General features: G+C 66.7%; 15 protein-coding genes. 4 read left to right on the top strand and 11 right to left on the bottom strand.

Features of this window, described 5'->3' with window-relative positions; translation table 11 throughout:
* Nucleotides 1–46: 46 nt before the first annotated feature.
* Together FOE78_RS04120 and FOE78_RS04115 are read right to left on the bottom strand one after the other, a co-directional pair.
* A complete protein-coding gene (locus FOE78_RS04120; RefSeq protein ID WP_143985189.1) occupies nt 47–2,572 on the bottom strand; it encodes an ATP-dependent Clp protease ATP-binding subunit in 2,526 nt (841 codons plus the stop codon).
* Nucleotides 2,573–3,152: 580 nt separating this feature from the next.
* Entirely contained in the window at nt 3,153–3,476 is a 324-nt protein-coding gene (locus tag FOE78_RS04115) for a histone-like nucleoid-structuring protein Lsr2 (protein WP_143985188.1), read from the bottom strand.
* A 165-nt stretch (nt 3,477–3,641) separates the two neighbouring features.
* Between FOE78_RS04115 and FOE78_RS04110 the strand changes: the two genes are divergently transcribed.
* Nucleotides 3,642–4,673 (top strand): SAM-dependent methyltransferase, encoded by a 1,032-nt coding sequence (locus tag FOE78_RS04110; RefSeq protein WP_168207369.1) that lies wholly within the window; start codon nt 3,642–3,644, stop codon nt 4,671–4,673.
* 62 nt (nt 4,674–4,735) lie between these two features.
* On the opposite strand, the gene FOE78_RS04105 is transcribed toward FOE78_RS04110, so the two are convergent.
* The 3 genes from FOE78_RS04105 to FOE78_RS04095 are packed head-to-tail and all read right to left on the bottom strand — an operon-like array spanning nt 4,736 to nt 6,731.
* Nucleotides 4,736–5,425: a hypothetical protein gene (locus FOE78_RS04105; RefSeq protein WP_143985186.1), complete on the bottom strand. Its 690-nt coding sequence runs from the start codon at nt 5,423–5,425 to the stop codon at nt 4,736–4,738.
* Nucleotides 5,422–6,345: an ATP-binding cassette domain-containing protein gene (locus FOE78_RS04100; RefSeq protein ID WP_143985185.1), complete on the bottom strand. Its 924-nt coding sequence runs from the start codon at nt 6,343–6,345 to the stop codon at nt 5,422–5,424. Before FOE78_RS04100 ends, FOE78_RS04105 begins: the two co-directional genes overlap by 4 nt.
* Entirely contained in the window at nt 6,342–6,731 is a 390-nt protein-coding gene (locus FOE78_RS04095) for a GntR family transcriptional regulator (RefSeq protein WP_228266036.1), read from the bottom strand. The genes FOE78_RS04100 and FOE78_RS04095 overlap by 4 nt, the downstream gene beginning before the upstream one ends.
* Nucleotides 6,732–6,903: 172 nt before the next feature.
* On the opposite strand from FOE78_RS04095, the gene FOE78_RS04090 reads away from it, so the two are divergent.
* Entirely contained in the window at nt 6,904–8,136 is a 1,233-nt protein-coding gene (locus FOE78_RS04090) for an NADH-quinone oxidoreductase subunit D-related protein (RefSeq protein ID WP_143985184.1), read from the top strand.
* 52 nt (nt 8,137–8,188) lie between these two features.
* A complete protein-coding gene (locus tag FOE78_RS04085) occupies nt 8,189–9,562 on the top strand; it encodes a threonine/serine exporter family protein (RefSeq protein ID WP_228266035.1) in 1,374 nt (457 codons plus the stop codon).
* Between the two features lie 31 nt (nt 9,563–9,593).
* Here FOE78_RS04085 and FOE78_RS04080 read toward each other — a convergent pair whose 3' ends face one another.
* The 5 genes from FOE78_RS04080 to folP all read right to left on the bottom strand — a co-directional run bounded on the left by FOE78_RS04080 (nt 9,594) and on the right by folP (nt 12,925).
* A complete protein-coding gene (locus tag FOE78_RS04080) occupies nt 9,594–10,289 on the bottom strand; it encodes a hypothetical protein (RefSeq protein ID WP_143985183.1) in 696 nt (231 codons plus the stop codon).
* 77 nt (nt 10,290–10,366) lie between these two features.
* Complete coding sequence (locus FOE78_RS04075; RefSeq protein ID WP_168207368.1) at nt 10,367–10,807, bottom strand: DUF3180 domain-containing protein; 441 nt, start codon at nt 10,805–10,807, stop codon at nt 10,367–10,369.
* Between the two features lie 119 nt (nt 10,808–10,926).
* Nucleotides 10,927–11,487: a 2-amino-4-hydroxy-6-hydroxymethyldihydropteridine diphosphokinase gene (gene folK / locus FOE78_RS04070; protein WP_228266034.1), complete on the bottom strand. Its 561-nt coding sequence runs from the start codon at nt 11,485–11,487 to the stop codon at nt 10,927–10,929.
* Nucleotides 11,480–11,941: a dihydroneopterin aldolase gene (gene folB, locus FOE78_RS04065; protein ID WP_143985181.1), complete on the bottom strand. Its 462-nt coding sequence runs from the start codon at nt 11,939–11,941 to the stop codon at nt 11,480–11,482. Before folB ends, folK begins: the two co-directional genes overlap by 8 nt.
* Before the next feature lie 120 nt (nt 11,942–12,061).
* Nucleotides 12,062–12,925, bottom strand: a complete 864-nt coding sequence (gene folP / locus FOE78_RS04060) for a dihydropteroate synthase (RefSeq protein WP_323125711.1) — start codon at nt 12,923–12,925, stop codon at nt 12,062–12,064.
* Nucleotides 12,926–13,291: 366 nt separating this feature from the next.
* Here folP and FOE78_RS04055 point away from each other — a divergent pair, with 366 nt between their 5' ends.
* Nucleotides 13,292–14,014, top strand: a complete 723-nt coding sequence (locus FOE78_RS04055) for an alkaline phosphatase family protein (RefSeq protein ID WP_210414795.1) — start codon at nt 13,292–13,294, stop codon at nt 14,012–14,014.
* A gap of 18 nt (nt 14,015–14,032) precedes the next feature.
* On the opposite strand, the gene folE is transcribed toward FOE78_RS04055, so the two are convergent.
* Nucleotides 14,033–14,614, bottom strand: coding sequence for a GTP cyclohydrolase I FolE (folE, locus tag FOE78_RS04050; protein ID WP_266095021.1), 582 nt, complete (start codon nt 14,612–14,614; stop codon nt 14,033–14,035).
* Between the last annotated feature and the right edge of the window lie 179 nt (nt 14,615–14,793).

Here is a 14,793-nt window from a genome sequence, read left to right as displayed (position 1 = left end):
ACGGGCCCTGGTGATCATGATCACCAGGGCCCGCTTGTCGGGTTCCTTACGAGGCGTTCTCCTCCGCGCCGCCTTCACCACCGGCGGTGACGCCGACCGGGGTGTCGGGGACCTCGGCGCGACGGGTGCCGGTGAAGCTGAACGGCATTTCGGAGCCCTCCGGTGCGACGTCGACAACCACGATCTCGCCCGGCTTCAGCTCGTCGAACAAGATCTTCTCGGCCAGGATGTCCTCGACATCACGCTGCAGCGCACGCCGCAGCGGACGAGCACCCAGGACCGGATCGAAGCCTCGCTTGGCGGCCAACTGCTTGGCTGCCGGTGTCAGCTCGATGTCCATGTCCTTGTCCTTCAGCCGCGTCTCGATCTCGGCGACCATCAGATCCACGATCTTGACGATGTCCTCCAGCGTGTGCTGACGGAACACGATGATCTCGTCGACCCGGTTCAGGAACTCCGGACGGAAGTGCTGCTTCAGCTCGTCGGAGACCTTCGCCTTCATCTTCTCGTAGCTGCCCTCGGCGTCACCGGACTGCGAGAAGCCCAGCGAAACGCTCTTGGCGATGTCACGAGTACCGAGGTTCGTGGTCATCACGATCACGGTGTTCTTGAAGTCCACAACCCGGCCTTGTGCGTCGGTCAACCGACCTTCGTCCAGGATCTGCAGCAGCGAGTTGAAGATGTCCGGGTGCGCCTTCTCGATCTCGTCGAACAGCACCACCGAGAACGGCTTGCGGCGCACCTTCTCGGTGAGCTGGCCACCCTCCTCGTAGCCGACGTAACCGGGCGGCGAACCGAACAGCCGAGACGCCGTGTGCTTCTCGGAGTATTCGCTCATGTCCAAGGTGATCATGGCGTCCTCGTCCCCGAACAGGAACTCGGTCAGCGCCTTGGTCAGCTCGGTCTTGCCGACACCGGACGGGCCGGCGAAGATGAACGAGCCACTCGGCCGCTTCGGATCCTTCAGCCCGGCACGGGTACGACGGATCGAGCGGGACAGTGCCTTGACGGCGTCGTGCTGACCGACGTACCGCTTGGCGATCTCCTCCTCCATCCGCAGCAGCCGCGAGGACTCCTCCTCGGTCAGCTTGAAGACCGGGATACCGGTCGTGGTGGACAGCACCTCGGCGATAATCTCCTCATCGACCTCGGCCACCGCGTCCAGGTCACCCTGCTTCCACTGCGACTCGCGCTCGGCCCGATGCGCCAACAACTTCTTCTCGTCGTCGCGCAGCCCGGCCGCCCGCTCGAAGTCCTGAGCGTCGATCGCGGCTTCCTTCTCCAGCCGCACTGCTGCGATCTTCTCGTCGAATTCGCGCAGGTCCGGCGGAGCCGTCATCCGGCGGATCCGCAACCGGGCACCGGCCTCGTCGATCAGGTCGATCGCCTTGTCCGGCAGGAACCGGTCGGAGATGTACCGGTCGGCCATCCGCGCCGCGCCCACCAGCGCCTCGTCGGTGATGGTGATCCGGTGGTGAGCCTCGTACCGGTCACGCAGCCCCCGCAGGATGTCGATGGTCAGCGCGATCGACGGCTCGGCCACCTGGATCGGCTGGAACCGGCGCTCCAGGGCGGCGTCCTTCTCCACGTACTTGCGGTACTCGTCGAGGGTGGTCGCGCCGATGGTCTGCAGCTCACCGCGGGCCAGCATCGGCTTCAGGATGCTGGCGGCGTCGATGGCGCCTTCGGCGGCACCGGCACCGACCAGGGTGTGGATCTCGTCGATGAAGAGCACCACGTCGCCGCGGGTCTTGATCTCCTTCAGCACCTTGCGGAGCCGTTCCTCGAAATCACCGCGATACCGAGACCCGGCGACCAGAGCGCCGAGATCCAAGGTGTAGATCTGCTTGTCCCGCAGGGTCTCCGGCACGTCGCCGCGAACGATCGATTGGGCCAGCCCTTCGACCACCGCGGTCTTGCCGACACCGGGATCTCCGATCAGCACCGGGTTGTTCTTGGTACGCCGGGAAAGAACGGTCATCACGCGTTCGATCTCGGTCTCCCGGCCGATCACCGGATCCAGCTTGTTCTCCCGAGCAGCCTGGGTCAGATTGCGTCCGAATTGGTCCAGCACCATCGACGACGACGGCGCATTCCCCTGCTCCGGAGCACCGGAAGTCGCGGCTTCCTTTCCTTGGAATCCGCTGAGCAACTGAAGAACAGTGCTGCGTACGCGATTGAGATCGGCACCCAACTTGACCAGGACCTGAGCAGCGACGCCTTCACCCTCGCGAATGAGGCCGAGCAGGATGTGCTCAGTGCCGATGTAGGAATGGTTGATCTGCAGCGCTTCGCGCAGACTCAGCTCGAGAACCTTCTTCGCCCGCGGCGTGAAAGGAATGTGGCCGGCCGGGCTCTCATGCCCGTGGCCGATGATCTCCTCGACCTTCTCCCGTACCGCTTCGAGCGAAATACCCATGGACTCCAGCGCCTTGGCGGCCACACCTTCGCCCTCGTGGATCAGCCCGAGCAGAATGTGCTCCGTGCCGATGTAGTTGTGGTTCAGCATGCGGGCTTCTTCTTGGGCCAGAACAACGACCCGGCGAGCCCGGTCGGTAAAGCGCTCAAACATTTGCTAGCTCCTCGCTGGTGATGCAGCTCGACCCGACTCGAGGCCCCATCCATGACCACTGGGGGCCCGATGCCGGGTCACATCGCTGCCAACTCTAGTCGTCACTCGCTCGGCTGACTCGCGCCGTTGGTTGACCAATGAGATGGCCTCGTCTGCGATGCCGTACGAGCTCGGGTGCGGTGGCCGACAGATGACGGGTAAACCGTCCGATCCCCGCCTGATCCGGGTGACTACGCAGTGCGCAACCCGTCGAGAGCGCCGCGTGTTCCTGGAGCCCGGGCCCGATTCGTTCGCTCTGGGCGCAACGAGATCGGCGGGCCGAACCCAGCGGGAGGCGCCGGCCGAGCCCGATGCTCGGCGACGCGCGTTCGGCACCGAGCGAAACACCTGCGGTCGGTGAGCCGAGCCAATGGTCGGCAAGCTCCGACCGCCGCCCACAGGACGCCACCGAAGGGCAGATGGAATTCATTGCTGCAGCGCAGGAATTGCTCAGGACGCACCGAGGGCACCGGAGATTTCCGATGCCCTGGGTCCGTCGGTTGACCGCATCACGCGGTCCAACTGAGTTTCTCGCTGCGGTTTAGCTGTGCGCTCTGGCGTAGGCATCACGTACTTCGGCAGACACTCGGCCGCGAGCCGATACCTGCATGCCGTTCTCCTGAGCCCAGGCGCGGATTTCGGCCGAACCCGGCCCCGAACCCGTACGCGGGGTGCGTCGCGACCGCCGACCTCCGGTCTTACGCGCGCTGGCAACCCACGGTGCCAGTGCGTCACGGAGTTTCGCCGCGTTTTCGGATGAAAGATCGATCTCGTAATCCGAGCCATCCAGACCGAAGGCAACGGTCTGGTCGGCCTCGCCACCGTCGAAATCATCTTCAAGTATGATCTGGACGCGTTGAGCCATCTGCAATTCCTCCTGCCGTGTGGAGCGTTTCCCCCAACCGGGGACTCTACCCGATGATCACGCCCGACAGCCGGAGATGTCTGAAAATTCGTCGGGCTAGTTGCCGCCGATATTGCGTGGCGATAAATGTCCTGACGACTCGATATGAAGCAAGGTGGCGGCAAAGTGACAGATGACCCTTCATCCGTCGGGCCCGCCCTCGACTGGCAGTCAGTTTGGGCGGCCGCTGCCACCGGTCCGGCCGGCTTCTGGCGTACCCACCGGGTCGGTGGTCAGTTCCGGACGGCGTCCCGAACGAGCCAGCTGGCCGAGGCGATCGCGACCCTGATCGGCCGGTCGCCGGAGCTCGAGAACGTGATCGAGGTCGGCGCCGGCGACGGCACCCTGTTGACCGGACTCCGTACCCGGTTGCCCGGGCCGCGGTACGCCGCCGCCGAGCTGCGCCCGGCACCGGCCGGTGTCGCCCCTGCCGGATCCGGAACACCCCCCGACAGTGATACGGAGATCGGTGCCGGCGTCGACTGGCGCATCGGCCACTGGGATGTCGAGCAGCGCCGGTGGCACGGGCCGGCGGCAGAACTGTTCGGCGACCTGGATCGGCCGACCATGATCATCTGCGTCGAATGGCTGGACGATCTGCCCTGTCCCGTCGTCGGCTGGGACGGCACCACGTGGCGGCGTCTACTGGTTCACCCGGACGGCTCCGAGAGCCTGGGACCCACGCTGAGGGGTGCGACCGACGACTGGATGCAGCACTGGTGGCCGGACGCCGAACCGGGCGATCGGGCCGAATGCGGCATCACCCGAGACGACGCCTGGCGTTCGCTGATCAGCGCGCTGACCCGATGCGGCGGACTGGCTTTGATGATCGACTACGGCCACACCCGGGACAGCCGGCCGCGAGCCGGCTCCCTGACCGGTTACGTCGACGGGCGGCAGGTGCCCGCCCGGCCGGATCCGGCGATCAACCTGACCGCGCACGTTGCCGTCGATGCCGCGGCCGCGGCTGGCGAGTCGGCCGGCGCGAGCACCGAGTTCCTCACCGATCAGCAACACGCGCTGGCTCGACTACTGCCGAACGCCGACAACCCGTCGCTCGGCACGCTCGGCCGACTCCAGCAACGCTCCGAGCGACGGCTGCTGACTCAGACACTCGGTGATCATCGCTGGCTGCTGCAACGAGTCACCCCGCGGTAACCCCGACTTGTCAGCAGCAGAAGGCTCTATAGCGCCCCGTGATGCTGACAAGTCGGAGTGGGTTACGGGGTGGCGCGACGCAGGGCGAGGTACGAGGCCGCGGCCATCACCAGGATCGCAACCGCCGCCGGCCAACTGACGCTGAGCGTCGTCTGGTCGCCGGCCCAGCGAGCAAAGGCGCCCCAGTTGTGGGTCAGCGTGAAGAACCCGGCCACGACGATGAGGGCGAGGGTGGCGGCGAAGGACGCGATCATCAGCCCGGTCATCCGGAACCGCTTGTACAGCGTCGCCCCGAAGAAGCCGATCATGAAGATCAACAACGTGAGCAGCCAGATGAACAGGATGGTCGCGTACCACGGTCCCGAGGTCACCCAGGGCAACGCGAACACGTACCCGTGGACGCCCCATCCGTCGGTCACCTTCTCGATCAAGCCGAGCAGGTAGAACAGCAGAGAGAAGGCCAACGCCAGCAGGGCAAAGGTCACCGTGGTCCCGATGAAGTAGTTGCGGCGGCTGATGCTCAATCCCTGTGAGAACGGGAAGGTCAGCACCAGCGCCTGGATCCCGGAGGCGAAGAAATACCACAGCGGCGCCTGTCCGGCGCCGGTGTAGAAGGACTGACTGCCGGGCACCAGGATCGCGCCGATCAAGATCACGATCGCCAGCGCCGAGAACATGATGATCAACGGAACCACCAGGAAGGTGTATCGGTTGACCAGTTGCATCCGGCCGACGTTGATCACGTAGCTCATCGGACCTCCTCCAACTCCGGCTTGATCTGACCGCCGAATTCGTCCTCGGCATGTCGGGTGGTGCGCCGTACGATCAACTGCTGCAGGGAAACCGGCGCGATCTCCAGCCCCAACTCGTTGGCCTCCCGACGTTCCAGGTCCGACAGGGCGCCCTGCACGGTGACCGAGGCGAACGCGGTGAAGGCGTCTCGGTGAATGACCTCCCGGCCGGCGATGAAGTCCTCCACCAGGCCGCGCTTGCCGATCACGGTGAAGGCGCTGCCGCGGACGTCGTCGGTGTCGGCGTCCATCAGCACCTGACCATGATCAAGAACGATCACGTGCTCGAGCAGATTGGCCACCTCGTCGATCAGGTGCGAGCTCAACACGATGGTGCGCGGGAACTTCGAGTAGTCGGCCAGCAGCCGGTCGTAGAAGATCTGCCGAGCCACCGCGTCCAGACCGAGATACGGCTCGTCGAAGAAGGTCAGTTCGGCGCGCGACGCCAGCCCGATGATCACTCCGACCGCGGACAGCTGGCCGCGCGACAACTTCTTGATCTTGCGGTTGGTCGGCAGCTCGAAGTCCTTGATCAGCTGCTGGCACAGGGCACCGTCCCAGTTGTGTAAGAACATCGACGCGGCCCGGAATGCGTTGCCGGGGGTGAAGTCGTCGGGATACTTCTGCGACTCCCGGATGAAGCACATCCGCGACAGCACCGATTGATTCTCGTACGGATGGCGATCGAACACCGACACGTGACCGCTGGTCTCGAAGCCCTGCCCGGTCAGGATGGACATCACCGTGGTCTTGCCGGCGCCGTTGCGGCCGAGCAGCCCGTACAGCTTGTTCTCTTGCAGGGTGAAGGAAACCCCGTCGAGAGCGTTGGTCTCGCGATAGGTCTTCACCAGGTCTCGTACTTCGACGACAGCTGCGGTCATCGTCGTGCCTGCCTTCCGTTGGTGCTGGTGGCTCGATCACTCCCGGTGATCATGGAACTGACCTCGGCGGGGCTGATGCCCAGCTTTCGTGCCTCGGCCAGCATCGGTTCCAGGTAGGTGGTGGCGAACTGTGCGCGCCGTTTGTCCAGCAGCGCAGTCCTCGCCCCGGTGGAGACGAACATGCCGATCCCCCGTTTCTTGTAGAGAATTCCTTCGTCCACCAGCCGATTGATCCCCTTGGCGGCGGTGGCCGGGTTGATCCGGTGATGGGCAGCGAACTCGTTCGTGGAGGGCACCTGCGCTTCCTCGGCCAGCGCCCCCTCGACGATGTCGTTCTCGATCATCTCGGCGATCTGTATGAAGATCGGCCTGTCGTCCGCGATCACTCATCACCGTCTTTCCGCCGTCGGACGCGCTCCGCACACGTGCTGCAGTCACCTGCACAGACGCTGCCCGACCATGGTCTGGCGAACCTCGTTCCTTGGTTCATTACTTGAGTAACTAACCATAGAGGCAGGCCGGTTCATCGTCAAGCCCGATCACCGGCAGACTGTGGGCGTGCCCGCCCGCTCACCGCTTCGCGTCCTGGTCGGCTCCGCTGCATCGGGAGTCGTCGCCGGGCCCGCTGCCGAGCGGGTCGGCGGCGGATGGCAGCCGGCCGGCGTCATCCTGCTCGATCTCGGCGCCGACCACCCGAGCCGCGCGGGGCTGCTGGAGTTGAAGATCTGGCTCGCCGAGGACCTGGCGGCCGATGATCGACCGCAGATCGATCAGCAGCCGATCGAGCGTGCCGAGGTGATCGTCGGCGCGATGCATCGCGGAGCCGAGAAACTGTACGAGGTCAGGGACTATCGACAGATCCTGATGCTTGCCGACCGGCACGACTGGCAGGCGCCGGCCGCGGCCGAACTGGCGATCGCGCTGGCCTGCGAACGACTGCTCGGCCTGGAAACTCCAGCCCGCGCGCAGTGGCTGCGCACCCTGTTGGCAGAACACAACCGGATCCTCAGCCACCTCGGTTTCCTGGGTTATCTCCTGCGTCGTGGGCCGGCGCCGTCACCGGTGCCCGGGCTGCGCGAACGACTGCGCCATCAGCTGCAACGCTGGACCGGGAACCGCGTGCATCCGATGATCAACCGGCTCGGCGGTCTGGCCGCCGACGTCGACGACAGCTGGCTGATCGACGAAGCGGAGCTGGCCGAGGCGGCCGTCGCTGTCGCCGACCGGGCGGCAGAGTTGATCATGGAGCCGGCACTGGCGCAGGCATCGGCGCGGATGCCGAGGTTGACCGCCGAGTTGGTCGACGGCTACGGGGTGACCGGCCCGGCTGCCCGGGCTGCCGGTGTTGATCTTGATCTACGTCGGCAACAGCCGTACCTCTGCTATGCCGAGCTGGACGGCGAACTCGGCGACGACGCCGACGCCGTACGAGCCGACGGTTCGGTGCTGGCGACGTTCGCGACCATGATCAACGAGCTGCGCAGCAGTGCGCGGATGATCATCACCGTCGCCGAACGGGTGCGGGATCTTGCTGGACCGGTCGGCGTCCGCCTCGGCAAGATCGTCAAGCTGCCCGAGGGCGAGATCTATCTGGCCACCGAGGCGCCGCTCGGGCAGGCCGGCTGCTATCTGGTGTCCCGCGGGGAGAAGACGCCGTGGCGATTGAAGTTGCGGACGCCGAGCTTCAACAATGTCGCCGCGCTGGAGGCGCTGCTGCCCGGCTGCCGGGTCGGTGATCTCGAACTGATGCTCGCCGCCCACGGATACGTGATCGGTGACATCGACAAATGAGCGCCGCAGCGGGTGGCCGCTGCGTTCATAGTCCTTCTGTCAAACTCGGAGCGTGACCAGCGTAGACACACCTCGTCCCGAGCATGCCGAGGACGCGGCCGACGTGATCAAGTCACTCGATCTCGCGCTGCGAGTCGGCGAGATGCTGTTGTCCAATGGAGCCGGCGCCGCCGATGTGGCCGCCACCATGGACTCGATCCTGCGGCACCTCGGCCTGCGCGGCGCCGACGTCGACGTCACCTACACCGCGTTGACCGTTGCCCATCAGGTCGGCCCGGACGAACCGATGCTGGTGCGCCGGCGCAACGTACAACAGCGCGACGTCGACTACGAGGACCTGACCCGAGTCGATCATCTGGTCACCGCCTTGCTGCTGGGCCGGATCTCCCGAGATGAGGCACGCAGCGAACTGGCCCGAGTGGTGTCCTCCGGCCATGCCCGGCCACGGTGGGCGATCACCGTCGGCTGGGGCGTGCTGGCGCTCGGCGTCGGCCTGCTGCTCGGCGGCGGCCCGCTGGTGTTGATCATCGCCCTGACGGCCGGGCTCGGCCTGGATCGGCTGCTGCATCTGCTGTCTCGATGGCGGTTGCCGGTGATCTACCAGCAGATGGCCGGCGGTCTGCTGGCCACCCTACTGGCGGTCGGCCTGGCCAGGACGCCGTTGCCGTTGAGCCCGTCGCTGGTGGTGAGCGCGACGATCGTGGTGTTGCTGGCCGGACTGGGTTTCATCGGTGCGGCGCAGGACGCCTTGACCGGTTACTACCTGACCGCGTCGGCCCGGATCCTGGAGGTGATGATGGCCACCGCGGGCATCATCATCGGCGTCAGCGGTGGGTTGAGCGTCGGTCGGATCATCGGCGTCGAGCTCACGTTGACGCCGGGCGCGGTCGGACTGACCAACCTTCCGCCGATGTTGGTCGGCGCGGCCCTGTGCGCGGTCGCGTTCGGCTTCGTCGCGTACACCCCGGCTCGGGCGCTGTGGCCGATCGGGGCGATCGCGGCCGGCGGCGAAGCGATCGCGTACCTGCTGCAGTCGCAGGGATTCGGCCGGCCCTGGGCGGCGGCGGTGGCGGCGATCGGCATCGGGGTGGTCAGCTACGGCGTGGCCGGTCGGGTGAGGGTGCCGCCGCTGGTGATCGTGGTCTCGGCGATCACACCGTTCCTGCCCGGTCTGTCGATCTACCGTGCGCTGTCCTTGTTCACCGTCGGCGACTCCGCCGGGTTGGTCGACTTCGTCACCGCCGCCGGGGTCGCGATCGCGCTGGCCTCCGGCGTCATCCTCGGCGAGTACATCGCTCAGCCGTTGCGGCGGGAGGCGCGCAAGCTGGAGGGCCGGCTGTCCGGCCCCCGGCTGGTCGGGCCGTTGCGGCTGCGTACGCTGCGCCGGCGAGCCAGAGAAGCAGAAGAGCCGGACGAGGTCGGCTGACCCATCCGGCTCCGTACGCTGAATTGCGAACTCAGGCGAGCTTCTGATCGACCTCGAGGTTGGGCATCGGTGCCTCGATCGCCCGCATGTCCACCACGGTCGGATGATCCGCATCGCCCCACAGCTCGTCGTCGCCGGCTGCGTCCTCGATCGAACCCTCGGAATTCTGCAGATGCCGCGGCAGCCCGTGTACGTCGCCGACCGGCGCGTCGATCGCCTCAAGATCAAGATCGGCCCGCAGCAGCTGGATCTCGGTGTCCCGGGACCGTACGGTTTCCCGCAGCCCGGCGATGGTGACGTCGCGCGACTTCACCTTGCTGCGCAGCGCCGCGTTGTCGCCGGTCAGCTCGGTCACCTTCGCGTTCAGCTCGCCGATTCGGACCCGCTGCTTCTTGGACTGCTCGACCGCGGTCTGGGCCCGGTCGGTGAGCACCTGCACGACCTCGGCGTTGCGGTCCCGCTCGGTGGTCAGCGCGGCCCCGTGGTCCTTGGTCATCTTGAGCAGCCGGGCGGCGTGCTCACGACGCAGCTGCCGGATGTGCTTGAACGCGAGGACGACCGCGATCACCCCGGTCGCGATCGCCAGACCGATGCCCACCCGTACCAGCCACTGCGGGCCGAGAGCCGCGGCCGCGCAGGCGACCGCGCCGATGATCAGGACAATCTGGCTCGCCCGCAGCAAGCGGGGCATCGAGGCATGATGACGGCCGGCGGAAGTCGTACTCACGCCCAGACCCTAACCGGCGGAAGCCGCCGATCCGCGCCCGCCACGCGTGGCGGCCCTGAGACATTCGCCACGCGGTCTCACTTCTGGCCGGAGTCGTCGTCCTGATCGTCGGTCGGCACCATCAGTGCCCTCTCGATCCGGAGCCCGGCGACGGTGATCAGCACCCCGCCGACGATCGCCACCGCCGAGCGGATCACCCGCTCGCGGGGCCCTTCGATCGTCAGCTCGGCCAGGAACCGTACCGCGAAACCGGCGTAGCCGCCGGCCATCACGACGCCCATCAGCGCGGCCGCCTTGCCCAACGCGAGCCAGGCCACGGCCTGCCGATCGTCGATGCGGAGCCGGTTGACCTGCAGCCGCTGATGCAGGACGTAGGCGATACAGAACAGTACGGCGGCGGCTGCCACCAAGGTGATCGGCCAGGACCAGGCGACTCCCACCGGGACGCCGTCGAAGCCGGAGACCGCGGCGATCGTCCAGCCGACCAGAGCACCGATCAGTCCGGCGACGATCAACAACCGTGCCGACGTACGCCGGATGCGACCCTCGGGCGGCCGATCGTCCCGGTCGGGCCGATCACCGCCGGTGTCCGGGGGCTCGTTGCCGCCCAGCTGTGGATCGTGCGAATCGCGCAGGGTCAGTCACCCTCGATGACGAGGTCGTCGCGCTTGGCGACGCCCGTTGTCTCGACAACCTCGATCAGCGGGCCGATCGGACCGCGACCGGGGAGTTCGGCGGCCGGATCGACCTCGGCCCACGGCAGCAGTACGAAGCCGCGCTCGTGGGCGCGGGGGTGCGGCAGGCTGAGATCGCCCTGCTGCGTCTCGGTCGTGCCGACCATCACCAGGTCGACGTCGAGGGTCCGCGGAGCGTTGCGCTCGTCACGTTCCCGGCCGAAGGCGTCCTCGATGGCCTGGGCCCGTTCCAGCAGGGTCCGCGGCTCCAGGGTGGTCTCGCCGACGATCACCAGATTGAGGAAATCCGGGCTCCCGTCCGGGGCACCGACCGGTGCGGTCTCGTACACCGAAGAAATGTCGACCACGATCACATCCGGGGTGTCGCGGATCGCGTCGACGGCGCCCTGCAGGTTGGCCAGCCGGTCGCCGAGATTCGAGCCGAGGGAGAAGACCACCTTGCGCAGCGGCTTCATGCCACTGAGGGTGTCGGCGTCGATCGCGTGGGGGTTGGGGCTAGTCACGGGTTCTGCTCCTTGTCAGGGTCACGGCCACGTCGGCCACCTCTGCGTTCCGCCGGCCGTTCCGCTCGCCTGGGGCGGCGGCACCGGCCAGATCGATCGGCGCGTCGGGCTTGTGCACGGTGATCTGCACCCTCTCGACCCTCGCCGATGCCAAGCAGGTACGGGCGACGCGAAGCGCCAGTGCCTCGATCAGGTTCACCGGCTTGCCCTCGATATCGGCCACCACCGCTTGGGTAAGTGCACCGTAGTCGAGAGTGTCGGCGAGATCGTCGCTGGCGGCCGCGGCGCTCAAATCGAGCCAGCAGGTGACGTCGACGACAAATCGCTGCCCCTGCTCTCGCTCGAAGTCGAAAACCCCGTGATGTCCGTACCCGGAGATGCCACGCAGGTCGATCCGATCCAGGACCTGCTGGTTGGTGCCGATTTGCACCGTGTTTTCGGGGTCGCCTGTCATGTCACCTCCTCCGCTCGCGAGTGCAGCCTAGTCAGTTGAACCCAACCAGGCACCCGCAGGAGTCTTGCACACTGCTCTGTTGCGCGGTCGAGTCGGTGCCTGCTGCCCAACCCGACCGCGTCAACCAAACAGCCGCTCGAAGACGGCGATGGCGTCGCGGCTGGGGCGGACGGTGTGGACGCGGACGCCCCAGATGCGGTGGGTCGCAGCCCAGCCGGTGAGGACGGCGCTGGCGTCGTCGCGACCCTTCGCGGGTCGCGGGGTGCCGTCCTCGGCGGCGAGCAGGGTGCCGAGGAAACGCTTGCGGGACACGCCGAACAGCAGCGGGCGGCCGAGGGAGGCGATCACGTCGAGGTGCTGCAACAACTCCCAGTTGTGCTCGCCGGTCTTGGCGAATCCGAATCCGGGATCCAGGATCAGTCGATCCTCGGCGATGCCGGCGGCCAGCGCGTGTTCGGCCTGCCGGGCCAGCTCGTCGCGTACCTCGGCCGCCACATCGGTGTAGTGCGCGCGGCTCTGCATGTCGGCCGAATGCCCGCGCCAGTGCATCAGTACGTAGGCACAGCCGAGTTCGGCGGCGGTCGGGATCATGGCCGGGTCGGCCTGGCCGCCGGACACGTCGTTGATCAACTTCGCCCCTGCTGCGACCGCCTGGCGCGCCACCGCCGGCCGCATGGTGTCCACACTGATCGCGACTCGACCGGTACGGACCTCTGGTTCGGCGGCGAGTTCGGTGATCACCGGAATGACGCGGCGCAGTTCCTCGTCCTGATCCACCCGGACAGCGCCCGGCCGGGTGGACTCGCCACCGACGTCGACGAGGTCGGCGCCCTCGGCGATCAGGTCGCGACCGTGCTGGATCGCCTTGTCGACGCGGAAGAAGTCGCCGCCGTCGGAGAACGAGTCCGGCGTCACGTTGACCACGCCCATCACCACTGTTCGGCCCGGCGCGGGCAGGCCGGCGACGACGGGAAACTGGTTCACGCCAACACACCCTATTGGGCTGATGATGGAACCGGAGCCCGCCACTTCCTCGACTCTCCGGCAACGGGTCGAGCAACCCGATCGGAGGGCGGCATGAGTGTGACTCACCATCGATCCCGCGTCGCGTTCGCCGTCTGCGCGTGCTGGCTGACGTTGTCGATCACTGCCTGCGGCGCGCCTGCCGCCTCGGTCGGCGCCCACCGTGCCGATCACTCCGTGTCCGGGCGTGCCGTCGGGACCAGTCCCACACCAGCAACAAGTCCCGCACCAACGGCCGGCGCCACGTCACCAAGTCGAGCGTCGCGAACCGGGCCGACCCTTGCCCAGGCCGCAAGCCTGGTCGTACGACCCGCGCATGTGCTGATCGTGGTCGAGGAGAACCATTCGTCGGCCGAGGTGCTCGGCAGCAGCTCCGCGCCGTACCTTCGCCATCTCGCCGCGACCGGCGCGCGGTTCAGCCACTATCACGCGATCACGCATCCCAGTCAGCCGAACTATCTGGCGCTGTTCTCCGGCTCGACCCAACAGGTCCGCGACGACTCCTGCCCGCACCGATTCACAAGGCCGAACCTTGGCTCCGAACTGAGGTCGCACCACCGCTCCTTCGCCGGGTATGCGGAAGGCCTGCCGAAGCCGGGATCGACGGTGTGCCGCTCCGGCAGCTATGCCCGCAAGCATGCGCCGTGGACGAACTTCACCGATCTGCCGGCAGCCACCAGTCGACCGCTGCAGGACTTCCCGTCCGACTACAACAAGCTGCCCACGGTGGCGTTCGTGATTCCCGATCTTGATCACGACATGCACGACGGCACGATCGGCCAAGCCGACAGCTGGCTCCAACAGCATCTGTCCCGCTACGTGACCTGGGCCCGTACGCACAACAGCTTGTTGATCATCACCGCGGACGAGGACGACAAGACGGCCGACAACGTGGTGCCGACCGTGATCGTCGGAGATCACGTACGCGTCGGCACGATCAGCGAGCGCGTCACCCACTACTCGTTGCTGCGCCTGCTCGAGGACACCTACCGGCTGCCCCGACTCGGGCACAGCGCCACCGCTACCCCGATCCGTGATCTCTGGCGATGATCTTGGAATTCGGCCGATTCAGCCGGTGATCAGGCTCATCGCCTCGGCCCGGGTGACGGGGTCCCGCATGCCACCACGTACGGCGCTGGTGATCGTCTTCGAACCAGGCTTACGAACACCGCGCATGGTCATGCACTGGTGCTCACATTCGAGAACGACGATCACGCCCCGAGGGCTCAGCGTGTTGACCAGTTCGTCGGCGATCTGAGTGGTCAGCCGCTCCTGCACCTGCGGTCGTTTGGCGTAGACGTCCACCAACCGGGCCAGCTTGGACAACCCGGTGATCCGACCGTTCTCGTCCGGGATGTAGCCGACGTGCGCCACTCCGGTGAACGGCAGCAGGTGATGCTCGCAGACGCTCCACACCTCGATGTCCTTGACCAGCACCATCTCGTCATGATCAAGATCGAACGTGGTGGCGAGCACCTCGGACGGTTGCTGATGCAGCCCGGCGAAGAGTTCCGCGTACGCCCGGGCGACGCGCTGCGGAGTGTCCCGCAGCCCGTCGCGATCGGGGTCCTCGCCGATCCCGATCAACAACTCACGCACGGCGCGAGCAATTCGATCATGATCGAACGGCGCCGAATGGCCGGGGCCCAGCAGCGCGCCGTTGCTGACATCGGCTTCCACGGCCCGGCCGTTGGTGCTGGCGACTTGGTTGTCAACCACGGCTACTGATCACTACCGCCCTGGTTCGGCTGCTCGCCCGGAGCCTGCGGATTGCGGTACGGCTGCTCGGGACGATGCTGCGACTGTGACTCGTCCTGGTAGCCGGCCGG

The organism is Microlunatus elymi (genome assembly GCF_007362775.1).
Lineage (GTDB): Bacteria > Actinomycetota > Actinomycetes > Propionibacteriales > Propionibacteriaceae > Microlunatus > Microlunatus elymi.
This window is presented reverse-complemented; position numbering and strand designations above follow the sequence as displayed.

Excerpts from the sequence above, each read along its gene's own strand:
- FOE78_RS04115 (WP_143985188.1), bottom strand. The coding sequence starts at position 3,476 with ATGGCTCAACGCGTCCAGATCATACTTGAAGATGATTTCGACGGTGGC.
- folB (WP_143985181.1), bottom strand. The coding sequence starts at position 11,941 with ATGACAGGCGACCCCGAAAACACGGTGCAAATCGGCACCAACCAGCAG.
- FOE78_RS04105 (WP_143985186.1), bottom strand. The coding sequence starts at position 5,425 with ATGAGCTACGTGATCAACGTCGGCCGGATGCAACTGGTCAACCGATAC.
- FOE78_RS04120 (WP_143985189.1), bottom strand. The coding sequence starts at position 2,572 with ATGTTTGAGCGCTTTACCGACCGGGCTCGCCGGGTCGTTGTTCTGGCC.
- FOE78_RS04100 (WP_143985185.1), bottom strand. The coding sequence starts at position 6,345 with ATGACCGCAGCTGTCGTCGAAGTACGAGACCTGGTGAAGACCTATCGC.